At 60.2% G+C, this 24,926-nt stretch carries 19 protein-coding genes and 1 pseudogene; 2 read left to right on the forward strand and 18 right to left on the reverse strand.

What is annotated here, in order from left to right; translation table 11 throughout:
* From PHX69_RS04220 to surE, 6 genes and pseudogenes are all read right to left on the reverse strand, one after another.
* The coding region (locus PHX69_RS04220; RefSeq protein ID WP_288042512.1) for a pseudouridine synthase at positions 1-1,179 on the reverse strand (1,179 nt) is incomplete at its 3' end.
* Positions 1,180-1,342: 163 nt separating this feature from the next.
* Positions 1,343-1,885, reverse strand: a pseudogene (scpB, locus tag PHX69_RS04225) (SMC-Scp complex subunit ScpB); the annotation flags it as partial.
* 124 nt (positions 1,886-2,009) lie between these two features.
* On the reverse strand, positions 2,010-3,062 hold the full coding sequence (locus tag PHX69_RS04230; RefSeq protein WP_241524848.1) for an RluA family pseudouridine synthase: 1,053 nt from the start codon (positions 3,060-3,062) through the stop codon (positions 2,010-2,012).
* A gap of 131 nt (positions 3,063-3,193) precedes the next feature.
* Positions 3,194-4,081, reverse strand: coding sequence for a peptidoglycan DD-metalloendopeptidase family protein (locus PHX69_RS04235; protein ID WP_288042514.1), 888 nt, complete (start codon positions 4,079-4,081; stop codon positions 3,194-3,196).
* 12 nt (positions 4,082-4,093) lie between these two features.
* Positions 4,094-4,873 carry a protein-L-isoaspartate(D-aspartate) O-methyltransferase gene (locus PHX69_RS04240; protein ID WP_119011879.1) on the reverse strand — a complete coding sequence of 260 codons (780 nt, stop codon included), beginning with the start codon at positions 4,871-4,873 and terminating at the stop codon, positions 4,094-4,096.
* Positions 4,873-5,667 carry a 5'/3'-nucleotidase SurE gene (gene surE, locus PHX69_RS04245; RefSeq protein WP_119011878.1) on the reverse strand — a complete coding sequence of 265 codons (795 nt, stop codon included), beginning with the start codon at positions 5,665-5,667 and terminating at the stop codon, positions 4,873-4,875. The genes PHX69_RS04240 and surE overlap by 1 nt, the downstream gene beginning before the upstream one ends.
* Before the next feature lie 136 nt (positions 5,668-5,803).
* On the opposite strand from surE, the gene PHX69_RS04250 reads away from it, so the two are divergent.
* Positions 5,804-7,339 carry a GGDEF domain-containing protein gene (locus tag PHX69_RS04250; RefSeq protein ID WP_119011877.1) on the forward strand — a complete coding sequence of 512 codons (1,536 nt, stop codon included), beginning with the start codon at positions 5,804-5,806 and terminating at the stop codon, positions 7,337-7,339.
* A gap of 111 nt (positions 7,340-7,450) precedes the next feature.
* Here the strand turns inward: PHX69_RS04250 and PHX69_RS04255 are convergent, their stop codons facing one another.
* The 10 genes from PHX69_RS04255 to PHX69_RS04300 all read right to left on the reverse strand — a co-directional run bounded on the left by PHX69_RS04255 (position 7,451) and on the right by PHX69_RS04300 (position 20,132).
* A complete protein-coding gene (locus tag PHX69_RS04255; RefSeq protein WP_288042516.1) occupies positions 7,451-8,053 on the reverse strand; it encodes a hypothetical protein in 603 nt (200 codons plus the stop codon).
* Positions 8,054-8,385: 332 nt separating this feature from the next.
* Positions 8,386-10,104, reverse strand: a complete 1,719-nt coding sequence (locus PHX69_RS04260; protein WP_288042518.1) for an SLC13 family permease — start codon at positions 10,102-10,104, stop codon at positions 8,386-8,388.
* Positions 10,101-11,189 (reverse strand): hypothetical protein, encoded by a 1,089-nt coding sequence (locus PHX69_RS04265; protein ID WP_288042519.1) that lies wholly within the window; start codon positions 11,187-11,189, stop codon positions 10,101-10,103. The genes PHX69_RS04260 and PHX69_RS04265 overlap by 4 nt, the downstream gene beginning before the upstream one ends.
* The gene (locus PHX69_RS04270) at positions 11,174-12,358 is read right to left on the reverse strand and encodes a hypothetical protein (RefSeq protein ID WP_288042520.1); all 1,185 of its coding nucleotides are present in this window, start codon (positions 12,356-12,358) and stop codon (positions 11,174-11,176) included. Before PHX69_RS04270 ends, PHX69_RS04265 begins: the two co-directional genes overlap by 16 nt.
* 176 nt (positions 12,359-12,534) lie before the next feature.
* Entirely contained in the window at positions 12,535-14,217 is a 1,683-nt protein-coding gene (locus PHX69_RS04275; RefSeq protein WP_119011872.1) for a multicopper oxidase family protein, read from the reverse strand.
* Positions 14,214-15,302: an RCC1 domain-containing protein gene (locus tag PHX69_RS04280; protein WP_288042521.1), complete on the reverse strand. Its 1,089-nt coding sequence runs from the start codon at positions 15,300-15,302 to the stop codon at positions 14,214-14,216. Before PHX69_RS04280 ends, PHX69_RS04275 begins: the two co-directional genes overlap by 4 nt.
* Complete coding sequence (locus PHX69_RS04285; protein ID WP_288042522.1) at positions 15,299-16,102, reverse strand: phytochelatin synthase family protein; 804 nt, start codon at positions 16,100-16,102, stop codon at positions 15,299-15,301. Before PHX69_RS04285 ends, PHX69_RS04280 begins: the two co-directional genes overlap by 4 nt.
* 40 nt (positions 16,103-16,142) lie before the next feature.
* Positions 16,143-17,825: a pyridoxal phosphate-dependent decarboxylase family protein gene (locus PHX69_RS04290; RefSeq protein ID WP_288042523.1), complete on the reverse strand. Its 1,683-nt coding sequence runs from the start codon at positions 17,823-17,825 to the stop codon at positions 16,143-16,145.
* Between the two features lie 97 nt (positions 17,826-17,922).
* Entirely contained in the window at positions 17,923-19,575 is a 1,653-nt protein-coding gene (locus tag PHX69_RS04295; RefSeq protein ID WP_288042524.1) for a GMC family oxidoreductase, read from the reverse strand.
* A gap of 77 nt (positions 19,576-19,652) precedes the next feature.
* Positions 19,653-20,132 carry a sugar dehydrogenase complex small subunit gene (locus tag PHX69_RS04300; RefSeq protein ID WP_119011868.1) on the reverse strand — a complete coding sequence of 160 codons (480 nt, stop codon included), beginning with the start codon at positions 20,130-20,132 and terminating at the stop codon, positions 19,653-19,655.
* A 425-nt stretch (positions 20,133-20,557) separates the two neighbouring features.
* Between PHX69_RS04300 and gltS the strand changes: the two genes are divergently transcribed.
* Positions 20,558-21,784, forward strand: a complete 1,227-nt coding sequence (gltS, locus tag PHX69_RS04305) for a sodium/glutamate symporter (protein WP_119011867.1) — start codon at positions 20,558-20,560, stop codon at positions 21,782-21,784.
* On the opposite strand, the gene PHX69_RS04310 is transcribed toward gltS, so the two are convergent.
* The gene (locus PHX69_RS04310; protein WP_288042525.1) at positions 21,768-23,099 is read right to left on the reverse strand and encodes a mechanosensitive ion channel family protein; all 1,332 of its coding nucleotides are present in this window, start codon (positions 23,097-23,099) and stop codon (positions 21,768-21,770) included. The two genes, gltS and PHX69_RS04310, sit on opposite strands and share 17 nt — an antisense overlap.
* 178 nt (positions 23,100-23,277) lie before the next feature.
* Positions 23,278-24,924: an acyl-CoA synthetase gene (locus PHX69_RS04315; RefSeq protein ID WP_288042527.1), complete on the reverse strand. Its 1,647-nt coding sequence runs from the start codon at positions 24,922-24,924 to the stop codon at positions 23,278-23,280.
* Positions 24,925-24,926 lie beyond the last annotated feature (2 nt).

Here is a 24,926-nt window from a genome sequence, read left to right on the forward strand (position 1 = left end):
TCGCCGTTGCTCTTGCCGGTACCGCGCAAGGCTGTCGGAACCAATATAGCCGACTGAAGTCTTCATAGGATCTGGCTGACTCTGAGTCCTTTGCTGTGACCCAGCTTTTCTCTGCTGGTTACTACTTTCCTGGCCGACAATAGTGCCACTTGGAGCTCTACCAACGCCATCACGGCGTCGATCAGCAATGGCTGGTGCATCATCGCGCACCTTCTGATAACTATCGGTCACAGTGGACGCTTGCATCAGTGCATTGATATCGCGCTCACCGAGCTCAAGCCATGCACCGCGTTTGAGGCCGCGAGGCAAAACCATAGCACCGTACCGAATGCGAATAAGTCGGCTGACTGCATGTCCGACAGCTTCCAACATTCGCCGAACTTCGCGATTTCGTCCTTCAGAAATGGTAACGCGATACCAGCAGTTGGAACCTTCCCCGCCACCATCTTCAATTGAGCCAAATGATGCAACGCCGTCATCAAGTTGCACACCATTCAGAAGCTGCTGCTTCTCATCGTTGCTCAACGCCCCAAGAACGCGAACAGCATACTCGCGCTCTAGACCGAAACGGGGATGCATAAGCCTGTTAGCAAGTTCGCCAGAACTTGTCAACAGCAAGAGCCCCTCCGTGTTCAAATCAAGTCGCCCGACAGATTGCCATTTGCCTTGCATCAGTCGCGGAAGCTTACGAAATACAGTAGGTCTATTCTGGGGATCATCGTGGGTCACAACCTCACCCACAGGCTTATGGTAAGCAATCACCCGTGGCGGAGGTGGCTCAATCCGAAACCGGATGGGTTTTCCATTGACTTTGACAACATCACCGTATTGAATCCGCTGGCCAACATGAGCGGGTTCGCCATTGACAGAAATTCTCCCCTCAAGAATTAAGCGCTCCATCTCCAATCTAGAGCCCATTCCAGCCTGAGCCAACACTTTGTGCAACTTGGGATTTTCAACTTGCGGAAGTAGCACACGCTTAGAAGGCGCTACATCAACACTTACTTCGTCGGTATCAAACTGTCCAGAGACAACATCTGCAAACTGGTATCCCTGCATCTTCTCCTGCTGTATCCCGTTTGCTCCAGTCTGAGCAAGCGACGGATGTTTTACTGCGCCGCGCACAACGCTGCGATCAAAATTTTTCCCGGAACTATCGGGTCGAGTGGATTTTTTCATGTCTAGCATTCCGGAATGCTGGGTCAAGCATTCGCTTGATATTTAAAAAATTACGCCCAATCACATGGACGGAACACAAGATCGGGAACAGAACCTAGACTTCCAAACGAAGACAACGGCCTATGCTCGTCTGTAAGACGTATCAATCAACGCACTAGACAGAGTCGAGTCCCTGCAAAATTTCTGTATGACTGGCCGAAACATCGATCGCGGGCAACTGCTCCAAAGAATGCAGCCCCAAATCATCAAGAAATTGGCGGGTGGTGGCCAGCAAGGCTGGACGTCCGACCGTTTCACGGTAGCCAATGACCTCAACCCAACCGCGATCTTCTAGCTGCTTAACGATCAAGCTGTTGACTACAACACCTCGAATATCCTCAATATCACCACGTGTGACTGGCTGACGATAAGCAATGATGGCCAAAGTTTCCATGGTAGCTCGGGAGTACCGGGGAGGCTTCTCTGACTTTAATCGCTCCAGAAAACCCCGCATCTCTGGCTTGCTCTGAAACCGCCATCCCATGGCAACCTGAACAAGCTCTAGGCCTTTTTGCGACCAGTCATGCTGTAACTCCAACAGCAACGACTTGATAGTGTCTAGACTCAACTGCTCATCAACGAGCATCCGCAGGTCGCGCAAAGTCAGAGGATTTGGCGCACAAATCAGGGCAGTCTCGATGACGCGTTTGGCATCCATAGAATTCATTGTTTGCGTTCTTCCAGAGAAAAGGCTATTGAAGCCACAATGTCAAACGCTACAACACCGAAATGGACTTACCAACGCATGCAGGATGAGTTGTATTAAGTCACCAACAGACTAGCCCCTAATGCTACGATCCTTGCGTCGATTGGGCCCCATTGTAGCCTAGGCCCCACGCTGCCAATGCCTGCTGCATATCCAGCGGCAGTGGTGCATACAGATCCAAGGGCTGATCAGTCACGGGATGAACGAAAGACAGCCGAAAAGCATGCAATGCCTGGCGCCCCATGACAGCAAGAAGGGTTCCACCGTATAAGGCATCGGCAACCAAGGGGTGTCCTATCAAGGCCATATGAACCCGAATTTGGTGTGTGCGACCAGTGTGCAAAGTGCATTTGACCAAACAGCCAAGATCGTTTCCAGTCAGAAAATGCACATCGGTTCTGGCCAGTTTTCCTGGATGCACGGTCATATCCACTACCGCCATGCGCAGACGGTTCCTGGGATCACGACCAATCGGCGCATCGACAGTGCGGTCAGCACTTCCTTGCCACGGACGGTGCGCCAAGGCCAGGTACTGGCGGCTTACTTTACGATCAGCGATCATGCGAACCAAAGCATCCATGGCATGGCGGCTGCGTGCAACCACCATGAGGCCGCTGGTATCTTTATCCAAACGATGAACGATACCCGCACGGGGCAATAAGGAAGCCCGTGGATCGCGCGCCAAAAGACCATTGAGCAGCGTTCCACTCCAATTACCAGGTGCAGGATGAACCACTAGCCCTGCGGGTTTGTGAAGAACCAAGAGGTGCTCGTCTTCATACGCAATCTGAAGATCCATGGGCTCGGGACGAAAGGCCTGACTTTGCAAGGTCTCACGCATTTCGACACAAACTCGGTCACCGACCTTGACACGTTGTGCAGCCTTGGAAACGACTTGGCCATTCAGACTGACGGCACCTTGTGCCAATAGCTGCTGAAGATAGTTGCGGGAGAACTCAGTCACCGCATCGGCCAGCGACCGATCCAGACGCTGCCCATGCTGTGCAATCCCTATCTGCAAAGTCCGAATCTCTGCGTGCTCAGCAGCGTCTGAATCGACTTCAGCGAACTCGTCGACATGATTCGACGCCGCATCGACAACCCGAGATCCATCTGGACAGTTTAATGTGACAGGCAAGACGCCCCCTCAAACAAAAGCATACGAGGCTGCAGCCAAAGGCAGTCTGTTTGGAACAGGCACTGCCCCTAAGAGCGCTTGCTCTGGAATCACAGGGAAGAGATGGCGTCCAGCACCCACTCACACCCCTTTTAGCGCGCAGGCAAATAACGCGATGGATCCACCGGTTTGCCTTGACGTCGAATTTCAAAATGCAGTTTCACACGGTCAGCATCTGTGCTGCCCATTTCCGCTATTTTTTGGCCTCGCCGAACTGCTTGATCTTCTTTGACCAACAAAACCTGGTTATGTGCATAGGCTGTCAAAAAAGTGTTGTTGTGCTTAAGGATGATGAGATTACCGTAGCCTCGCAGGCCTGCTCCGGCATACACCACTCGCCCATCTGCAGCGGCGAGTACGGGATCACCGGCCTTACCCCCGATGTCATACCCCTTGTTGCGTGCCTCATCAAAGCCAGCAATCAATGTGCCACTGGAAGGCCAAATAAAGCCCAGATCGTCATCACCGGAGGTTGCAGGCGCCGCAGGAGCAACGGGTACTGGCGCAGATGCGGCCGCTTGCGCCGAAGCAGCAGGCTTTGCTGCACTGGCAGCAACTGTAGGCGCCACAACAGCAGCCGTCACGGGACGCGCCACCACACCGCTGTTATCCGCAGGACTCTGACCGACCCCAATGGCTGTGGGTGGAGCCACTCTCAGCACTTGACCGACCTCAATGAGGTTGGCATTTTCCAAGCTGCTCCAACGCGCAATGTCTTTCCAGCTCTGCCCGGTCTCCAGCCCAATGCGAATCAGGGTATCTCCTGGCTTGACGGTGTAGTAACCCGGTTTACCGGCATTTTCCGCACCAGGCAATGGCTTGATCTGCGCCACCACTACGCCTTGCTGCGGCGCAGAAGATGCCACAGAAGTTCCCCGGTCTTCCACCGGAGCCCTGTTGAGCCGGGTGCCACAGCCAGACAACACAAGTCCAACCAGCGCCATAGAACCCCAGACCACAAGGCCACGCGATACCAGCATAAATCAATCCCTTCAGGCAATCCCCGATTTTAGAGGGACAAAATGCACGGACTCGAGCACGCTTTGTTTCAACCCGTGTGCCGTCTTGTCTACTACCAGCAACACTTGTTGGCCACCCGCAACCACCGTAGGGGCCACCAAGCGTCCACCAATGGCCAATTGATCGCACCAATCTGTCGGTAAAGAGGCGCCACCTGCGGCAGCGATGATGCCAGCGTAAGGAGCTCCCTTCGGATAACCCAGCATGCCATCACCCAGCATCAGGTGGACATTCATCAGGTGCAAGGGACGCAAGTTGACTCTCGCCCGGTCATGTAATCCTCGCAACCGTTCCATGGAATACACCTCGCGGGCCAAACGGCTCAGCACAGCAGCTTGGTATCCACAGCCGGTACCTATCTCCAGCACTCGGCCCAACACACCGCTTTCACGGGCGATTTCTGCCCCCAGCAGCAACTCAGCCATCCGGGCAACAATGCTGGGCTTTGAAATGGTCTGACCCAAACCGATGGGCAGACTGGTGTCTTCATAGGCTTGATTGACCAACGCGCTATCAACAAAACGGTGCCGCTCCACTGCGCCCATGGCTTGCAGCACCAAGGGCGAAGAAATGCCCGCGCTAACCAATCGCTGCACCATGCGCGCGCGCACTGCTGCAGAATCCAATCCCACCCCTACAGGGGCGGACACCGGCATGACTACGGGCTTGCGCGGTGGCTGTAACCCAGACGCCAAGGGATGCGTGCCCGAAGGCAGCGCAATACGAGCAGGAAAACCAGGTCGACGTTGCATCAGGCACCTGCACCAGCAGCCACATCCACGGCGCAGGCCGTACCACTGGCACAGCACACTGTCGCCCAACCAGCCAGGCTCTCGTGGTCCGTCAAATCCACCTTCAAAGGCGTCACAGCCACATGGCCCTGTGCAGTGGCGTGGAAGTCCGTTCCCTCTGCATCATCTTTGGCTGGGCCCGCACCGCCAATCCAATACATGGTTTCGCCCCGAGGACTGTTCTGGGTGATCACGCGCTCGGCTGCATGGCGACGCCCCAGGCGGCACAGCTTCAGAGGCCGCATAGCCTCCAGGGGAAGGTTGGGGATATTGATGTTCAGCAACCATGGATTCCCCCCCAACCATTGTTGCGCCTGCATTTGCAACACCATTTCACGCGCTTTCTGGGCAGCCGCCTCAAGCTCACCCCAGCCCTTATCCACTTGCGAGAAAGCCATGGAAGGAATGCCAAACAGATAGCCCTCCATTGCAGCGCCTACGGTGCCTGAATAGATAGTGTCGTCTCCCATGTTGGCGCCGTTGTTGATGCCGGAGACCACCAGATCGGGCCTGTACCCCAATAACCCAGTCAGTGCGATATGCACGCAGTCTGCAGGCGTGCCGTTGATGTACCGGAATCCATTGTGTGCCGTGTGGACATACAGCGGAGAGTGCAACGTCAAGGCATTGGACTTGGCACTGTTATTGTGTTCGGGCGCCACCACTTCCACCTCGGCCACCGTTGCCAATGCCGCATGGAGCGCCACGATGCCCGGCGCCTGATAGCCGTCGTCGTTTGAAATAAGGATTTTCATGGGTGCTGAAGAGGTTGCAACGGATTGTAGGCGCCGAACCGTGCCCTGCGGTCTTTCACCCGGAGGCTTTGCAAGCCCACAAGCCTCTGTCACACTCGCCCATCTTTGTCCCCCACCACTGCACTGGTGCCTGCCAATGGCGGAACGACCTCCTTCGGATATAGCACGCGACACTCTCAAGCAATTGGCAGTTCGCAGGCTCCCACCTACCCCTGAGAACTACCAGGCCCTGTACGACGAAATCGCTGGAGGCCATACACCGGTGCCCTTTCCGGAGGGGCCACTGCGGCATATCCTGCGCGTCATCCCAGGCCAGACACCGGCACAAAAACGCTTACTGGGTCAATTTGAAGCAGCGGTCGCACAGCGCGACTGGTCTGCACTGCAAAACGTCTTGGTGGGCTACGCCAAGCTGGGCTTGCACACCACGGACACCACTGCAACCACCGAGTCGACCTCCACTACGGCAGGTGCGGTTGTCTTGCCTGACGAGCTGGCAGAGCAAATTGCCCGCATGGTCGAATACACCATGCCCGCCTTGGACAGTGACGATGCCCGTGTTCACTTGCTGGGCACCCAACTGGTGCAGTTTTTGCGCCAGCCCTCACCACCAGCCAGCACCCTGCAAATGCTGCTGAGCAACTTCAGCTACCGCCTCTCGTTTGCCACCGAAGACCAATCGGCCATTCGCGGGATGTTGCTGGAGTTATTGCACATGGTGTTTGAGAATATTGCTGCACTCAGCACAGATGACCGCTGGCTGCACGGCCAGGCCGAGGCACTGATGGCGGCCACCTCACGCCCCCTTTCGCTGCGCCACCTCGACGATGTACGCCGCCGACTGAAAGACGTCATCTTCAAGCAAACAGAAGCCAAGGGGCGGCTGGTGGAAGCCCAGGAGCAGATGAAGGAGATGCTCACCGCCTTCATCACACGCCTGAGCAGCATGACCCAGGCCAGCGGCACCTACCAGGAGCGCATGGAGCGCTGTGCCACGCAGATTGGCAAAGCCACCACACTCAATGAAATCACTCCGGTGCTCCAGGAAGTCATGGGTGCCACACGCGCTATGGCGCTGGACAGCAGCATGGCGCACGGCGAACTCACCGATCTGCGCGAACGCACCGAGGAAAAGCAGGCAGAGATGGTGCGCTTGCAGCAAGAGCTTGACCGCGTCAGCGCCCAGGCGCGGCACGACCCACTGACAGGCTCCCTCAACCGCAAAGGCCTCGATGAAGTGCTGGAGCGTGAAATAGCCCGCGCCCGCCGCACCGAAACGCCGTTGTGCGTGGCACTGCTGGACGTGGACAACTTCAAACAGGTCAACGACCGGATGGGCCACGAGGCTGGAGATGCTGCCTTGGTACACCTGGCCAACGTGGTACGCGACGTCATGCGCCCGCAAGACATGCTGGCGCGCTACGGTGGCGAAGAATTCATTCTGGTGCTGCCAGACACCCCATTGGACGTGGGAGTACAGGCCATGCAGCGCCTGCAACGCGAGTTGACCAAACGCTTTTTTCTGCAAGGCAACGAAAAACTGCTGATTACCTTCAGTGCCGGCCTGGCCCAGGTAGCCACTGACGAGAACAGTACCGACACCATACGGCGTGCAGACCAGGGCATGTACCTGGCCAAACGCAACGGAAAAAACCGGGTGGTGGCAGTTTGATCCAAGCAAGCGGCCCACGTACCGCGGCACCAATCACTACCAAAAACGTAGCTGCTTGCGCACGCCACACAAGGGCTTGAGCCCTTTTTCATCAAAAAATACAGGCTATCTTCAGGGGCCCGACAAAAAACCTGCCAGCCGCGCACTGAGCACGTAAAACGACGGCAAAGCATCACGCTGGCGTGCCACAAAATCACGCTGCAAGCCCACGGCCATCTCGTATGGCGGCGTGGGAGATGGCAGCGCAGCCCCCCTGCCTGCCAACGCCATCTGCGCCAGCATCTCGCCTCGCTGCTCGGGCGCTTGTAACAAAACCATGTCGGCGCCCAGCTCCAGGCTTTCGAGCCGAGAGGCCAAAATCGGCTGGGGCGTGGCCAGGCGCAGCGCCCGCAACCAACTCGCCTGCGGCAGGCCACCCACGCTATCCTGCCCACGGCCTAGCGTGCGGCCCACAAATACCAGGTCTGCTCCAAGCTGGCGCACGGAGCGCTCCAGCATGGATGGCTCCAGAACCGTGTTTTCGGCCAACGGCTGAAGATGCAAACCAGCCACGCGTGCAGCATCCGTCATTAGTTGGTATTCCAGCAGTCCCTCGGGGTCGCTCCCGTACAGCACCAGAAGCCGCTGCCCTGGCTGGGCCAGATCAGACAAAACCTTGCCCCATGCCGCCACATGGCGGCCCTGATCCACCACCTGGGCAGGGGTATCTGGCATGGCCACCACCGGGCTTGCTTGCCGGGGTTGGCTGTCCAGACATTGGCGTGCGCCAGCGCCTTCGGCTATCACCGCATGGGGATCAAAAGCCTGCATTTGGGCCAACACACGCTGGCAAACACTGGAATCAAAAGCCAGATATTGGTGGCGCAACTTGAGGCGTGAGAGCTGCCCCAACACAGCCCCAACCCCACGGCCAAAGGCATTTGTGGAAGCACTATCGGCAGTGCCCTCATGCAACACCAGAATACGGCGACTGTTCATGTTGGTCACTACAGCCCCCGCTGCCAACAGCAAAAAAAGGGCCACCCACGCCCAGCGCATGGCACGACTCATCGCAGGTACCCCAAGTGGTGCCAATAAGGAATCGAGACTGCCAAGGCAGCCATGCGGCAGACCTGGATGCGGGCATTGCGCTTCAACATCCCAGCGCCCTGGTTTTCAGGCATGCCCAAAGACTCGCGAAACAGGAGGTAATCTGTGCTCTGGTGTGGAAAAAACCATACCTCGCTCGCGGTCAGCACAACGAATCCGACCACCAATGGATGCATACCATGGGCGTCTGCCAAAGGCAGCAGCACGGCACACAGCGTGGTAATGCACACCACCGCTGGCAACACCATCCGCAGCAGCACCACCACGGCCCCCAAGAGCAGCAAAAAATACACCTGCGCTTCACGCAAGAGCTGCTCCAGTTGCCCCACATGCGCCACGATCCAATCCTGGATACCCATGTGCGTGAACCCACGCGCAAACCCCACCGTACAGACCAGATAAATCAGGATAGGCCAATGGATATCGCTGTGCAGCTGGTTCAGGGGCAACACCCCTGTGGCCATGAGCAACAGCAATACAAACAGCGCCAGCCACGCTGTCTCGATGTGATGGACATTGCCCAGTGCCACCCCCAGCGTGAGACAGGCCAAAGCCACGGCAGTCACCACTTCGGCTGACGAGATACCCGGCAGGGGAGCCGGTTTTTCTGCCACCGCAGGTGCATCCTGCCCCCGCGCACCACTGCCCCACACCACATCAAGCGCCAGAAGAACGCCCAAAACCAGCGTATAAACCACGGCGCATTGAAACCAGGTAAGCCAGTTGACGTGGGGCTGCCAATGCTCTGGCAGGATGCCCAACACGATGAAATTAGCCGGGTTTCCCAACAAAAAAGCCGTGGAAAACAGCGTGCTGCCCGACAAGGCCGCAAAAGCCAGCGCTGCACTGTTGCCGGGCTGGGCCAACACCTTCACCATCGGCGCCACGAGTTGCAACCGGCCCGAGGTGCTTGGAATGAACAAGGTCATCACCACACCGATCAGCACCAGACAGGACTGAAGCACGCGATTGGTGTGCGGCAGGCGTCGCAACAGCACACCCAGGAGGCGCTGCATGAGCCCGCTGCGCTGTATCGCCACGCTGATCCCAAACATGCCCAGCAGCAGGAAAAAACTGCCACTGGCAAAACCTGCCAGCGCCTGGCCCAGCGGCAAGTGGTTGCCCGCCATCATCAACAGCAGCGACAGCAACGCGCCCACAAAAGGGGGGGCCAATCCCAGTACCCAGACGCACAACCCCGCGCTGATCGCCGACAGAAAGCGCAACCACTGTGCCAAGGTATCGCTGCGATCGCCCAGAATAACCATGGCCAAAACCGGTAGCCCCAAGGCCAGCAGCCATCCCACTGCGGCACGCAAACCCAAGTTGGGAGCGGTGTCTGTCGAATGGCTGTCCACGGGCGCACCGGTCACGCCAGAACCTGCGAGTGCGCACTCCAGGTAGTGTCGGCAGGCATCTTGATCCTGCACCAGAACACGCAAAGCAGCACAAGGAACCAACCAGCCTCGTGCAGCAGCACCGGCAGGCGGTTGCGACGCATCAAACACCAAGGCTTGCCCATTGGCCGACCAGCCCAGCACCACGGCCTCCTGGGCCATGCCCACCAACGCAGGCACGTCCGAACAAGCCACCGTTTGGGCCATCGCCTCCAACATGCGGCGGCTGGAACGATCCAGGCCACGCCACAAAGGATGCTCTTGCAGCGTGTGGGTCATTGCACACCGCCGCCCAGCAGCCGCCCAGAAACCCGTGCGTAGTACGCATCCATGGCGCCAATCGAAAGGCGGCGGAGTTCCATTTGCCGACGATTCACTACCAGGGCAAAGTCTTGTGTCAGCGCATGCTGCCCACGCTCGGCGGAGAACTCAGAACCACTGCTGCGGGAGACCTGAACTGCCATCTGCGCAGCCACTTCACCTTGCTCAAAGGGCGACGGCAAAATCCCCATCGGAATACCGTCTGACACGGCATAGGCCGACAGTGCCGTCATCGGGATCTTCAATCGTTCCAGCGCAGCCTGCGCTAACAACCGCCTCCAGACGGAAGCGGAAAGGTTGCCGGGCCCAGGCAAATTGCGATAGTCACCGATAACCACCACATCCGCCTGCTGGGCAATCTCACCAAGCGCCTGCTGCCACTGATCCAACGTCGCACACCGCCACACACCCACTGGCTGCGCTCCTTGCCATCTATGCGATGCAAACCCTCTGGCTTCTTCATCGGCAGCAGGGCCCGCGTCAGAGATCAAAGCGATGCGACGGCGATGTGCTGGCTCCTGCACCTGGGCATCACTGAGCTCTGTGAGCCGCAGTAAAGAGCGCTCAACGATGCCCCAGGGGGTACGCTCTGCAATGCCACGGATGTGGGTGCCCGGGGTACGTGCCAGCGTTCTTTGCGCATCCTCAATTCCGCTATAAACGATTTGCGGTCGATCACCAGCGACATACGCGGCCCCCACACGGGCCTGTGCCAGATCGTCCACCAACAAGAGCACATCGGGTCGCCAACGCGCAATCAGGCCATGTGCTTGCACGATCTGCGTGCTCACCCGTTCTTCGCTATGGCCATAGAGATAGATGCGCTGCAGGCGGATTGCGCTGCTTTGGTCAATGACACGGTCAATTCCCGCATCAATGCCACGAATCCAGGGAATACGTTCATTCTGGCTGTGAACCACCAAAACCGAAGGACGGCTGGCACCGGACCACACCAGGCCCGCCACCAGCGCCATAGCAGCGGCCACGATCCAAAAACGAGGCCAGAACGGCGGTGTGTTCTGCGCCGTTACCATCCACACCATCTCCACCAGAGGTAGTACACAGCACAGCCTGCCCACGTCACAGGGCTGCGCACGGTGGCCCAGGCCACAAGCATGCGTGCCTGGCTGCCAGCGCCAGTGTGGCGTCGGAACATGAAATCCACCATGTGGAAGGCCACCAATACCGCTATCGCGGTATCGAGCAGATCATGCCCCTGCACCGAAGACCAGGATGTTGCCAGCACCAGCGCCGTCACGATGGCGACACCCGAGGGCACCACCATCCTCAGGCAGAAGAGGAATGGCAGTGCCAGTGACGTACTCCCCCATTCCAGGCCCCAGGCAGGTATGGCAGCGGCAAAACTGGCGATGAGCCCGGGCAACACCGTCGCACAGACAAAGAGCGGCCAATCTACACCCCAGTGGTAGCTCTGGGGCGTCAACACTTTCGTGGCAAACAAAACCACCATAGCCAGCAGAGACACCAGACCGGGGGAAAAGCCATGCAACGGTTGCAACGCCACCATAAGCACCATCACAGCAGCAATACCCACAACGCATTGCACCGCGAAACGATCTTCAGACAGTTCTCGCGATCCAAGCACCACCTGCGGTAGAGGAGTAACACCACCCAGAGCGGGTCGCGCGCACCATTGAACACAGCTGGCATAGGCCAGCGCCAGCGCCAGCAACGGCCAAGTGTGCTGTAACCAATACGCAGGGACAAATCGATCCACCCCGCCCGCAGGCAGCAGTGCCAAGACCAGCAGATTGGCAGGCTGTGCCGGCAGCCACGCCAACGCCGCCCCCAACTGCGCCGCACTGACCACATCACGCGGCACCTGTCGTGGTGTAGACGAGGGCACCAGGCAAAAGCTGTACGCCCAACGGCGTGCCTGTGCGGACGATGGCAGCAGTGCGAAAACCATGGCCAACCACCACACGGCAGGTGCACGCGGCCAACGCGGTGTGTGCGGGGCTTGCAAACTGTGCAGGGCACGGGCCATCAAAGCCCCGGTCAATCCGGATTGCCGCGCCGCTACGGACAAGGAAAAAGCGCCCAACCACCACAATGCTGCATCACTGACCGCACCCGACAAGAGCACAGCAATCGGCGCAAGGTCAAACAAGCTCATGACCAGCAATGCCAGCAACACCGCAAACAGCGGTGGCAGGAACGGCACCATCCACAGCCCCACCAGCAAAGCCATGCTGAGCCAAGTTCCCACCTGCCTGGGCGTTAGCCCCCAGGAAAGCACACTGGACTCAAAACCATAAGCCAGCACCCCCAGCAAAGCGCATATGGCACAGACTACCCATGCCATGGGATCTTCGAGACTGTGTGGCGGCATGTTCCGCACAGTCCCGGTGCTCCCCCCGCGAACGCTCATACCACTTCGACGATCTGCATCATTCCCATGTCTTCATGCGCCAGGATGTGGCAATGCATCACAAAAACACCGGAAAAATCGGAAAAACGGGTGCGGAACGTCACCGATGTGGGGGCCTCGGGTGTACCGCCGCGTGGCAACCCAATGGTGTCTGACCAGAAGGGCTCGACTGGAACACCGTTGATCTTGACCACCTCAAACGGGTTGATGTGGATATGGAAAGGGTGCTGCACTGCATTCATGTTGTAGACAGTCCACTCCTCCACGCTGTTGAGCGCCACCGTCTGGCGGATCGCACGGTGCGACTGAAACGGCGCCAGACGCTGTGGCATTGCCGGGGTCACGGACGCCGCAGAGCCACCAGCCCCCATCGTGAAAGCGGTATCCGCCATGAAAGTCGCACCGGTCTGGTACTGCCATTGGTCAAGCTCACCGGGCGGCAAATCCAGCGCATCGACTGCGGGCGGCGTATCCAGCGGGGCCCCGCTGTTGTTGAACACGGAACGCAAAACGATATTGCGGCGCAATCCACCATGTGCAGCCAGTTCTTCATCACGGATGGGAGCCAGCGCATCAGGCACCGGCAAAGGCGCCTTGGGCAATGCCATTGCGATCGGCTCACCCTCCACCACGATTTCGGCCAGAACGTCCTCGGCCAGCGGCGCAGGAAAGCCCATATCGTAGGCCTTGGTGCGCAGCACATAGCGCCCTGGTGCCCCAGCCTGCACCAGAATATCAGCACGGTTGCCGGGCGCCAGCACCAAACCTTCGGCAGCGTTGGCAGAAAAGGTTTTGGGTTGGCTGCGGGGGCAAGAGTCCAGTGCAATCAAATGCAGATCGTGCCCTTCCAGCGCCAGATGAAGGTAATTCGCAATGCTGGCATTGACCAGCCGCCAGCGCTCCACTTGGCCAGGGCGCAGCACCAAGGTGGGACGACGTACACCATTGATCAAGAACGGTGGCTCTGCACCAGGGTTGGCAACCTGGGAGAAGCTCTCCAGCTCCCCTTTGGCATCGAAAATCGGCGCCTGGAACATCATGACGCGGTCACGGGCTGCGGCAATCTCGGGTACATCGTCCAACGGGCCCGTGACCACAATGGCACCAGCCATGCCACTGGCCACTTGCACTGCGGTCGCACCGTGCAAGTGGGGGTGGTACCAAGAGGTGCCAGCCGGGTGATCGTCCACGATCGCATATTCATGCTGGCGCGACTGCCCAGGCTGCACGGCAGACTCGGCTGAATCGATCACGTAGTCGCCATAGAGGTTCTCGCCCACCAGGCCAGGTGCCACATGCAGACCATGGGTGTGCAAATTGGCACTGTTCATGTAGCGCAAATGCTCCACCGGCTCCACGCTGGACGGATTGGGCGGCAGATCATTGACCACGCGAATGCGCAAGGTCTCGCCCGCACGCACTTGCAGCGTGGGTGCAGGCACCATGGCGTTGTAGGTGCGCAAATGCACACGCTGACCGCGCAGATTCAGATCCGCATAAGCCATGCGCAAGGTGTAGTCCAGCACGCCGTTGCTGGCCAACAAGCGCGGTGGCTCTACAAAGGTTTCTGGTGTCCCCGTACCACCGCCACAAGAGGCCAATGCGGCAGGCAAAACAGCACCGGCGCTGAGTTTCCAGGAAACATTCAAAAAATCACGGCGTGTATAGGCTTGGCTCATGTTCTGGCTTCTTCGTGGTTGATGGAAACTGCATCGTCGAGTTTGCGGGGTGTTGCCTGATACAGCGCGGCCTGGCCCAACTGGCCTGCACGGTTGTCACCCCATGCCCACACATGCCAACCATCACTGACCAGCACATGACCCTGCCCTGCCACTATTTTCTTCAGCGCAGGCAAGTGCGCCAACACTTGCACACCGTGCAAGACCTCGGTATGGCCTTGCCCCAATTGGCCCCGGGCGTTCCAACCCCAGGCGTACAAACGCCCAGAACGGCCCAGCGCATAAGACACATATTGGCCTGCAGCGACCTGGGTAGCCCCTTCAGGCAACGCCACCTGGTGCGGGGCGGTGCGGTACGCTGGCGCACGTTCGCCAAGTTGGCCATGTTGGTTGCTACCCCATGCCCAGACCTGGCCACGGACGTCAATCGCCAGACTGTGGCTCGCACCCGCTGCCACAGCCACCATCTTGCGTGGTATGGGCACGCGCGTTGGCTCGCTGTAATCCTGGAGGTGACCCGCACCCAGCTGACCGGCTGTGTTGGCACCCCAACCCCATACGCGCTGTGCACCGTCCAGCAAGAGGGCATGGGCTACGCCAGCACAGCAATCGGTGATGGCTGGCACACCGGCTACACGCAAAGGTCCCGCATTGCGCGCCTGCGCTGAACCTGGCGCAAGCCCCCAGTGATAGAGGCCGCCGTCCCGGGCACGGGCCAAAGTAAAAAACTCACTGCCGCGCAACTGCGCCAAGGCGGGCAAACCAGCCAAAGGCTTGGGCTGCTGCGCCACGATGTGTGAGAGCCGACCACCAAGCCCTGCCCGATTGGCACCCCAGACATACGCCACCCCCTGCGCATCAAGGGCCAGACTCATGCCAGCGCTGGCTGTGATATGGCGCAACTCGACATCGGTGGGCACATACACAGCGCCGCTCTCTGATGAAGGTGCAGAGCACACCCCCAGCGGGGCGGGGAACCGTCCGGTACCGTCGCCGCCCCAGCCAACAAGCTGCGCACCACTGCGCAGCACCAGGCTGTGATCCCGGCCCGCTGCCAGATCAAGCACTTGCGCCGCAACGCTCATGGTTTTTTGGTTACGACCAACAAACCACGGGCCTTGCCGCTCACGCTGTCAGGGTCTTGCGCACCGCGCAATAAATCTGCCAGCGGCACCCACACGGGCGGGTACTTGTAGCGCGCCACGTCCATCAGCAGCACCGAGTCACTCGCCTCATGGTAGGCCGCCAGCGGCGACCAATGGCCACCGCCCACCTCACCGATAAAGCGGCGGCTGAAATTGAAAAGAACAAAGCGGTCTTGCTCGCGAAGATGCTTTTTGAGCAATTCGCGCAATTGGTTGGCATCGAGTGTGTCCGCAGACACCTTGTCGATATGCACCGGATACTGGCCCAGGACGGTTGCCAACTGGTCCAGCGTCATGCCTTCTTTGGACACCACCTCAGGGTCTGCGATGCGTTTGTCCACCACAGCAAAGAAGTCCTGCTGCGTGAAAAACGGAAAGTCCGGGTACAGCGCAGTGGCCGGGCGCGGTAAGCCCAAGGCGTTGAGCGCAATCACCGAGGTGGCCACCGAGCAATAGGCCTGGTTGCGCTGGGTTTCAAAGTAAGTGGCCAGTGGCCAGTAGGCCTGGCGGTAATCGCTCTGGATCAAGCGCTGCTGCCCAATCGGGTGCGACAGCGTAAAAAGATGGTTGGGAATCTCCAGCGGTTGCCCGGCCACTGCGGCGGCGGGTGGCTGTACAGCCACCGTGCGCGCCATGGTGGTTTGGGGCGTGGCCACCACAGCAGCCGTGAGCAGCCCCGCCAGCAAGGCGTTGCTGCTCCATGAGCGGGTCAGACGGAGAAAAGGTACAAGTTTTTTCATGGCAATGGCATCGTTCGTTTGCAATCAGGAAGGCTGCCGCTCAGGCTTTGGCGGTCGCAGTGCGCACTTTTTTGCGCGCTTCCACCAAAGCAGCCAGGGCGTTATCAATAGAGCCTGGGTCGGTAAACACCGACAACGTGAAGAACTTGGTGCCCACAATAGGCTCGCCGTAGCTGGTGCTGCGGTAGCGGCTGGTCTGCACGAAAACGGGGCTTTCGCCGGATTCAGCTGCTTCGCGCGTGCTCAGGTACACCGCCTTGTTGAACTCGTTGTGCTCCAGCAAGGCTGCGCGCTGACCAGCGTTGCTTTTCTCGGCCCGGTAGGCTGCGTCGGCATCCACACCGTCGGGATAGACCCGGATTACCACCACTGCGCCATGGTTGTCTTCGTTGAGCACCGTCAGCCATGGCAAATCGCGCGCCTTCTGGCGCAACAGGTGCGACATCTGCACGCAATGGCTGAGCAAACCACGGAAGCCGTCCTTGCCCAGCAGCATCAGGTTAGACAACGCTGCCAGCACTGGCCCGCCCGAACGCGAGCACTCCAGTGTGTAAATGCCAGGGTCGTACTCACCAAACTGGAACAGGTACGGCATGGCCACCTTGTCGCGGCGCACCGGGTTGAGCAGCTGTGCATCACTGGCCAGAAACAGGCTGGACGCGTAGGGCGTATAGCCGCTCTTGTGAAAATCAATGCCCAGCGAATCGGCCAACGGCAGGTGGCGCATGCGCTCACGCAGCAGCTTGAGCGAATGCAGTGCCTCAGCGGGAATCCCCAGCGGATTGGCATCGAACTCATAGTCGTTGAACACCGAATAGGCCCAGCCGATCACAGCATCAGCATGGAGGTAGGGCATGTAGTCAAGGCGGTACTCCTTGACCAGGCGCTGGCGCAGCGCGTGCACGGCCTCGATGTCGTCCACGCCAAAAGCGTCGGTACTGCCCATGGTGACGACGATGGCGGCAATGCGCTCGCCTTTTTCGATACTCTGGCGCAGGGCTTTTTCCAATGCAGCTACATCCATGGCGTTGTCATCGCCCGTCGGCACAGAAATGGCTGCCTGGCTGCCCAGGCCCAGCCACGCCGAGGCACTGAGCTTGGCATAGTGCGCCACATCAGAACCAAACACGCGCAAGGGCTGGCGCATGCCCTCGGTGAACAGTCCCGGTTGCGCGCGCTCGGCGCCCAATTTGATGCCATAGAGCGTCGTACCGGTACCACCAAAGGTGAAAAGCCCCAACGCTTTTTCAGGGTCGTAACCGACCAGTGCTGCACACATGGCGGATACGCGCACCTCAGCTTCTGCGGCTTTGTGCGATAGGTCGTCCCACACCGTATTGGGATCCACCAGGGAGCCATACAGTTGCCCGATGATGGACACCGACGTGGACGATCCATGCAAGCGGTGAACATCCGGGTGGCTCCAGGTGAACTGGCCTTCCAGGTAACGCGCGGTTTCGCGGATCGTGCCGCGCATGTCGCCCATTTCCTTATTCACCCGGGATTTGCGGGCACCGGCGTAGTCCAGCGGCTTGCGCTCGCCCAGAAAAGTGCGATGCGTCTTGAGCTTTTCGTACTCGGACAAGGCATAGGCCATGACGCGCGAGAAGCGGCTGTCGGCAGCCGCAGAGTTCGTGGGCGAGGGAAAGGTGTCTCGAATGGAACGAACGATGCGCTTGTAGCCTTCCGGGCCGACGGTGACATCCGAATGGTGTGTCGTCATAGCCGTTTTGGCCCGTGCGGGCAAAGCAACCACTGCGGAGGCAAGGGCTGAAACCTGGAGCCAGGAGCGTCTGAGCATGGAATTCTCCAAATGTGAATCAGGCGACAGCGGCAAACCGCCCTGTCGAAAGGTCTTTGCGCAAGGCGGGCAAGGCACGCATGCCCAACGCCGCCGCAGTCAAAGTGGGAGCATTGATGGGCATGGTCGGAAAGTTGGCTGTTCCGACCACAAACAAGTTGGCATGGTCGTGGCTGCGGCACCAGGGATCGACCACCGACTGGCGTGCATCCGTGCCCATGCGCGCCGTACCGGCAATGATGGCCGTAGCCACCGATGGCTCGTCGCTGACCACATCCGTACAGCCCAAGGCTTTGGTGATGTCGTTGTGGCGCTGGCGTGCCTTTTCAATGGCACGCAGGCTGTATTCATCCACCGTGAAGCTCACCCGTGGACGTGGCATGCCACTGCTGTCACGCAGCTCAGGGTCAGGCTGGACACGGTTGTGCGCCATGGGCAAGGTTTCCACCGAGCTGTTGATCGCCAGCTCACGCGCGCATTGGTCGTTCAGCGCAGCCGTCAGCTCGCTGCCACGCAAGCCGGCCTTGATCAAGTGGGCGCTGCGCTGCATGGGCCCCAGGCCAGTGCGCCAGCCCCGGTTCAAAAACGAGGTGCCGATGGCAGCATGATCCTTGCGCACGGGGCCATCGCGCAGTTCCAGAATGCCAGCGGTGGTAGTGGGTGCGCGGTAGGTGTAGAGGGGCTGGCGCGTGAGGGCACGGGTGTCCAGATCGACCTGCCCCATCAGGTAGCGCCCCACCGCATCGCTGCGGTTGGCCACGCCTTGGGGCGCATGGGGCTGGGCGGAGCGCAGCAGCAGGTTGGGCGTCTCGATGGCGTGTGCTGCCAACACATACAGCTTGGCGCGGGCCGTGGTGCGGCTGCCGTCGGCACGGCAAATCCGAACGCCCTGGATCAGGCTATCGGCACCCACCTCGATGTGCTCGACCAGCGTCTGCGCCAGCAGGCGTGCGCCCGCAGCCTCGGCCTTGGCGACATGGACACTGGCGTCGTATTTGGCACCAATAGGGCAAATGGGCACGCAGCTGGCACTGCCGCAGCAGGGCGGGCGCCCATCAAATGGCTCCGAGTTGCGGGCATGGCTGAACGGCCCCACGGAATAACCCAAAGGCGCCAGCGCATCGCGGATCAACTTGTCAGCGTAGGTCATGGGCACGGGCGGCAGGGGAAACGGTTTGCCGTGGCGCGGCCCGCCCTGGTCAAACGCGTTGTCCCCGGCGGTGCCCCATTCCCGCTCGATGAACAGGTAGTGCTCCAGCAGGTCTTCGTAGGCCAAGGGCCAGTCCTGTCCCACGCCATACAGGCTTCGTGTTTTGAAATCGTCAGGCCGAAAACGCGTGGAAAACCCCGTCCAGTGCCAGGTGGTGCCGCCCACTGCGCGCATGAAACTGCCGCCAAACACCTGGGGCCCCGCCTGCACCATGTAGTCGTGCGCGTCCATGGGGTGCGGTGCGTACGTCTGGCTGGGGTATGGCGCGTTGGGGCCTTTGACCGCAGAGTCGTAGAAATTCTGGGCAGCACTGGCGCGGTCGATGCGCGGCCCGGCCTCCAGAATCAGCACGTTGGCGCCTTGGCTGGCCAATTGCCAGGCCATCAAGCTACCGACGGCGCCTGCACCGATCACGATGACATCGGCCGATAAAGATTCACTGGGGTTTTTCTGGGAGTTCATATAGTTTGCGTTCACCGAATCGCCCCGCACCAAACTAGCCGGGGCGGAGATAAGAAGAAAAGATCCGGGCCAGCGACTCAGGCCGGTGCGTCTGCCCAATAGCCAAAAGCGCCACCACAGACACCCGGCGGTTTGGTGAACGACAGGGTGGACCACACCGGCGCATCCAGGTAAGTCAGCACACGGTCATTGCCGACCATGCCGGACATCCACAACTGCAAAGCGAACTCGGCCACCTCGCGCAACGGCTTGCGCAGCGACGCGGCGATCTGCTCACCCGCAGGCAACTGGGCCAATGCCAGCAGTGCCTCCCGTTGCGCGCTGTCCAGGTGCTCTACCAAGACTGCGAGGTATTGCCGTGCCAACGCCTCGTTGGCAATGCGGGTGCCCGCCAGGGCATTGCACACCGCTGTAAAGGCTTGCACCTGGCTGGCAGAGATGCTGTCAGCGCCAGTGGCCGCCCAGGCCCCGGAACTGGTGGGCGCAGCAATGGCCGCCACGCAGCCCGACAGGGCCAGCAAAAATCGGCGACGCGAAGCAGGGTCTGGCAAAGGCATCCGAGGTTCCTTGGAAAAGTTGAACTGACAGGGGTCTTGGCGTGTGGATTGGGTTCAGTTTTTACATGCTCTCACACTGCAAGCCAACAAGAGATTGCACCAAACACCATTGCAGCGCACCAAAGCAACAGTCTTAAATAGTATGTTTTTGGCTTCAAAGCCTTTTGCAATAAGCGCCTACAGCTCCTAATTCAGGAGCAAAAGAAATCCTCCGATCCAAGCTGCACCATGGCCCCTCACCGCCGCCACACAGGCACCAGTCAGGCATGCCAGGCCAAAGCCAGGCGATGCCATCGCCGCAGATGGATGGCCGTTATTTACACTCCCCGACCCCGCAGCGCTGCCCGGCTACCCGCACGGCGTCTCGCCGTGTCCCATGCGGCCCTGTGCAGCGCCTGCTTTCCGAACCCCATACCCACCCTTTTATGCATTTGAGTTTCAGTACCTACTACACCTTGATATCGGCCGCCCTGGTCTTGCTTGTGGGCAAGTTCCTGGTGCAAAAGATCAAATTTCTGCGGGACTTCAACATTCCTGAACCCGTCGCTGGCGGGCTGGTGGCTGCGGCGGCACTGTTCACGCTGCACCAGGTCACGGGCGCCACGTTCAGCTTCAGCAGCGATCTGCAAAGCGGCTTCATGCTGGTGTTTTTTTCGTCCATCGGACTGAGCGCCAATTTCTCCAAGCTGCGCGAAGGCGGCAGGGCGCTGGTGCTTTTTCTGCTGGTCATCGCCGTGTTTATCGTGGTGCAGAACGCCATCGGCATCGGCCTGGCAAGCGCCTTGGGCCTGGACCCGCTGGTGGGGCTGATCGCAGGCTCCATCACTTTGATTGGTGGCCATGGCACGGCGGGGGCCTGGGGCCAGGTGCTGGAGCGCGACTTTGGCGTGCAGGGTGCCGTCACCCTGGGCATTGCCTGCGCCACCTTTGGTCTGGTCATTGGCGGCCTGATCGGCGGGCCGCTGGCCAAAGCGTTGATCACGCGCTACCAGCTGTCCACGCGCAGTGGGCAGACGCACGACAACCAGGCGCCGCTCACGGAGGCATCGCCCAACGCCGAATTCGAGTACCCCGACCAAAACCGCCTGATCACGGCCAACGCTGCCGTCGAAACCCTGGCCCTGTTTGCGGGCTGCCTGGCGTTTGCCGAGTTCATGACAGGCTATTCCCAGGGCAAGTTTTTCCAGCTGCCCACATTTGTCTGGGCGCTGGGCGCGGGCGTGCTCATCCGCAATACGCTGGACTACGTGTTCAACATCAAGGTGTTTGACCGCGCCATTGACGTGTTTGGCAACGCCTCGCTGTCGATCTACCTGGCCATTGCGCTGTTGTCGCTCAAGTTGTGGGAGCTGGCGGGCCTGGCGGCGCCGCTGATGGTGATTTTGGCCGCGCAGACCATCGCCATGGGCCTGTACGCCGCGTTCGTGACGTTTCGCATCATGGGCCGCAACTACGACGCCGCTGTGCTGGCCGCCGGGCATTGCGGTTTTGGCATGGGCGCCACGCCCACCGCAGTGGCCAACATGCAGGCCATCACCAACCAGTACGGCCCTTCACACAAGGCTTTTCTGATCGTGCCGATGGTGGGCGCTTTCTTCATCGACATCGTCAATGCCGCCATGATTCAGGTGTTTATCAAGCTCCTGCACTGATGGGGCCATGGGGCTCTGCCCCAGCGCCGGGCCATGTTGCCTCGCGCTGGCCCGCCAGCCCCATGCGCATATCGTTGCCGCTGGGGCTTTGGTACAGGCGCAAACCAAACTCGGGCAGGATGGCCAGCAGGTGGTCAAAGATGTCGCCCTGCGTGGCCTCGTAGGCCACCCAGGCTGTGGTGGCCGTAAAGCAATACAACTCCAGCGGCACACCCTCGGGCGTGGGCTCGAGTGTGCGCACCATCAGCGTCATGTTCTGGTGGATGCGCGGGTGGGCGCGCAAATAGGCTTCAACATAGGCCCGGAAGGTGCCCAGGTTGGTCAGGCGCCGCTGGTTAGCGGGCAGATCGGCCTTGTCGCCCAGTTGTGCGCGCGCCTGGGTGTTGGCCTCTTGCACGGCCACGGTCTTGGCGCCCATGTAATCGTGCAGCAGCTCAAAGCGCGAGAAATAGGCCATCTCGGCCACATCCAGAAAGCGCACCGAGCTGGCGTCCAGCCGCAGCGTGCGCTTGATGCGTCGCCCACCCGATTCGCTCATGCCACGCCAGTTCTTGTAGCTCTCGCTCACCAGCCGCCAGGTGGGAATGGTGGTGATGGTTTTGTCCCAGTTCTGCACCTTGACGGTGTTCAGGGCAATGTCGATCACATCGCCATCGGCGCCCACCTGCGGCATTTCGATCCAGTCGCCCAGGCGCAGCATGTCGGTGGACGACAGCTGCACGCCCGCAGTGAACGACAGGATGGTGTCCTTGAACACCAGCATCAGCACCGCCGACATGGCCCCCAGGCCCGACAGCACAATCAGCGGCGAGCGGTCCAGCAGCGAGGCCACGGTGACGATGGCGCCCGCCAGCATCAGCACCAGCTTGCCCAACTGCACGTAGCTCTTGATGGAGCGCGCCTTCAGCGCTGCTGCCTGCCCATCTTGCTGCGCACTGCTTTGCTGCTGCAACAGCAAAACGGCGTCCAGCATGGCCATGAGCGCACGCACCACCTGCACCACCATGAACGCCATGGCCACGTTGCCGACTACGGTGGCAAAGGTGGGGTCGAGGTGCGGGATGCGCTCCACGCCCAGCTGCACCACCAGCGAGGGCAGCACGCGGGCCATGCCGCGCAGCACGTCGTCGTGCAATGCCACTTCGGTCAGCCAGGTCTGCGCCTGCTGGCGCACGCGCCGCAGCACGGGCATGAACAACAGCAGCGCCAGCAAGCGCGTGGCCGTGGCCAACAGCAGCAACAGCGCCAGCCCGGCGGCGGCTTGCACCCAGGGCTCGTAGCCGGTCAAAAAATTCAGTGGCAGTGGTGATGGCAACGGGGGCTCCTTTCGGGGGCAAAAAACCGGGTGTGACCCGCCCAGGCGGGCGCCGGTTCCATGCACCGCCGAGCATCTGCCCGCCCCAGGCAGCCTGCCACGCCTGCCTTTATTAATGATAAAAGAAGGCTCTAGCGCCCGCAGGACGGGCGCTAGCAGCTATGCTTTCAGGAGCAAATCAGACGTTGATGGCAGCGGCTGAACCGGCTTGTTTGCGCAGCTCGAACTTCTGGATCTTGCCGGTGCTGGTCTTGGGCAGTTCGCCAAACACCACGGCGCGCGGCACCTTGAAGCCAGCCAGGTGCTTTTTGCAGTGCGCCACGATGTCTTCCACGGTGGTCTGGGCGCCCATCTTCAGTTCGACAAAAGCGCAGGGCGTCTCGCCCCACTTGGCATCGGGCTTGGCCACCACGGCCGCCGAGAGCACATCGGGGTGGCGGTACAGCACGTCTTCGACCTCGATGGAGGAGATGTTCTCGCCGCCCGAGATGATCACGTCCTTGCTGCGGTCTTTGATCTTGATGTAGCCATCGGGGTATTGCACGGCCAGGTCACCGCTGTGGAACCAGCCGCCTGCAAAGGCGTCCGCCGTGGCTTCGGGGTTTTTCAGGTAACCCTTCATGGCGATGTTGCCCTTGAACATGATCTCGCCCATGGTTTCGCCATCGTGGGGCACGGGCTGCATTGTTTCGGGGTTGAGCACGCTGGCGGCGCGTTGCAGGTGGTAGCGCACACCCTGGCGCGCGTTGAGGCGGGCGCGCTCGCCAATGTCCAGCGCATTCCAGTCCTCGTGCTTCGCGCACACCGTGGCCGGGCCATAGACCTCAGTCAGGCCGTACACGTGGGTCAAATCGAAACCCAGGGTTTCCATGCCCTCGATCATCGACGCCGGTGGCGCAGCGCCTGCCACCATGGCCTTGACGCCAGCGGGCACGCCTTCTTTCATGGCCGCGGGCGCGTTGACCAGCAACCCGTGGACGATGGGCGCGCCGCAGTAATGCGTGACGCCGTGCTGGCGGATGGCATCAAAAATGGCCTGCGCATCGACGCGGCGCAGGCAAACGTTGACGCCGGCACGCGCCGCCACCGTCCACGGAAAACACCAACCGTTGCAGTGGAACATGGGCAGCGTCCACAGGTACACGGCATGCTTGGGCATGTCCCACTCCATGACGTTGGAGATGGCGTTCAGCGCCGCACCCCGGTGGTGGTAAACCACGCCTTTGGGGTTGCCGGTGGTGCCTGACGTGTAGTTCAGGGCGATGGCATCCCATTCATCTGCGGGCAGCTCCCAGGCAAATTGCGCGTCACCGCTGGCCACAAACGCTTCGTAGGTGGTGCTGCCGACTTTCTGGCTGGCGGGGCCGTACACCGCGTCTTCCACGTCGATCAGCAGCAGCGGCGCGGTGCTTTGGCGCAGCGCCAGGGCCTTGGCCATCACGCTAGCAAATTCGGGATCCACGATCACGGCCTTGGCCTCGCCATGGTCGAGCATGAAAGCGATGGTTTCCGGGTCGAGCCGGGTGTTCAGGGTATTGAGCACGGCGCCTGACATGGGCACACCAAAGTGCGCTTCGACCATGGGCGGGGTGTTGGGCAGCATCACGGCCACGGTGTCGTTCTTGCCAATACCAGCGCGCTGCAAGGCGCTGGCCAGCTGGCGGCAGCGGGTGTAGGTCTGCGCCCAGGTCTGGCGCAGGCTGCCATGCACGATGGCCAGGCGCTCAGGATAGACCTCGGCAGTGCGCTCGATAAAGCCCAAGGGCGACAAGGAAGCAAAGTTGGCTTCGTTACGGGACAGGTTCTGGTCGTAAATAGAGGTCATTG

The sequence above is a fragment of the Simplicispira sp. genome (genome assembly GCF_028687295.1).
GTDB classification, from domain to species: Bacteria; Pseudomonadota; Gammaproteobacteria; order Burkholderiales; family Burkholderiaceae_C; genus Simplicispira; species Simplicispira metamorpha.

Bases quoted from the DNA above. Each gene is read 5' to 3' on its own strand.
- PHX69_RS04295 (WP_288042524.1), bottom strand. From the start codon at position 19,575: ATGAACTCCCAGAAAAACCCCAGTGAATCTTTATCGGCCGATGTCATC.
- PHX69_RS04240 (WP_119011879.1), bottom strand. From the start codon at position 4,873: ATGCAACGTCGACCTGGTTTTCCTGCTCGTATTGCGCTGCCTTCGGGC.
- PHX69_RS04300 (WP_119011868.1), bottom strand. From the start codon at position 20,132: ATGCCTTTGCCAGACCCTGCTTCGCGTCGCCGATTTTTGCTGGCCCTG.
- PHX69_RS04255 (WP_288042516.1), bottom strand. From the start codon at position 8,053: ATGCCAGATACCCCTGCCCAGGTGGTGGATCAGGGCCGCCATGTGGCG.
- PHX69_RS04270 (WP_288042520.1), bottom strand. From the start codon at position 12,358: ATGGCTTTGCTGGTGGGGCTGTGGATGGTGCCGTTCCTGCCACCGCTG.
- PHX69_RS04280 (WP_288042521.1), bottom strand. From the start codon at position 15,302: ATGAGCGTTGCGGCGCAAGTGCTTGATCTGGCAGCGGGCCGGGATCAC.
- PHX69_RS04260 (WP_288042518.1), bottom strand. From the start codon at position 10,104: ATGACCCACACGCTGCAAGAGCATCCTTTGTGGCGTGGCCTGGATCGT.
- gltS (WP_119011867.1), top strand. From the start codon at position 20,558: ATGCATTTGAGTTTCAGTACCTACTACACCTTGATATCGGCCGCCCTG.
- PHX69_RS04285 (WP_288042522.1), bottom strand. From the start codon at position 16,102: ATGAAAAAACTTGTACCTTTTCTCCGTCTGACCCGCTCATGGAGCAGC.
- PHX69_RS04315 (WP_288042527.1), bottom strand. From the start codon at position 24,924: ATGACCTCTATTTACGACCAGAACCTGTCCCGTAACGAAGCCAACTTT.
- PHX69_RS04235 (WP_288042514.1), bottom strand. From the start codon at position 4,081: ATGCTGGTATCGCGTGGCCTTGTGGTCTGGGGTTCTATGGCGCTGGTT.
- PHX69_RS04290 (WP_288042523.1), bottom strand. From the start codon at position 17,825: ATGACGACACACCATTCGGATGTCACCGTCGGCCCGGAAGGCTACAAG.
- PHX69_RS04275 (WP_119011872.1), bottom strand. From the start codon at position 14,217: ATGAGCCAAGCCTATACACGCCGTGATTTTTTGAATGTTTCCTGGAAA.
- PHX69_RS04265 (WP_288042519.1), bottom strand. From the start codon at position 11,189: ATGGTGTGGATGGTAACGGCGCAGAACACACCGCCGTTCTGGCCTCGT.
- PHX69_RS04250 (WP_119011877.1), top strand. From the start codon at position 5,804: ATGGCGGAACGACCTCCTTCGGATATAGCACGCGACACTCTCAAGCAA.
- surE (WP_119011878.1), bottom strand. From the start codon at position 5,667: ATGAAAATCCTTATTTCAAACGACGACGGCTATCAGGCGCCGGGCATC.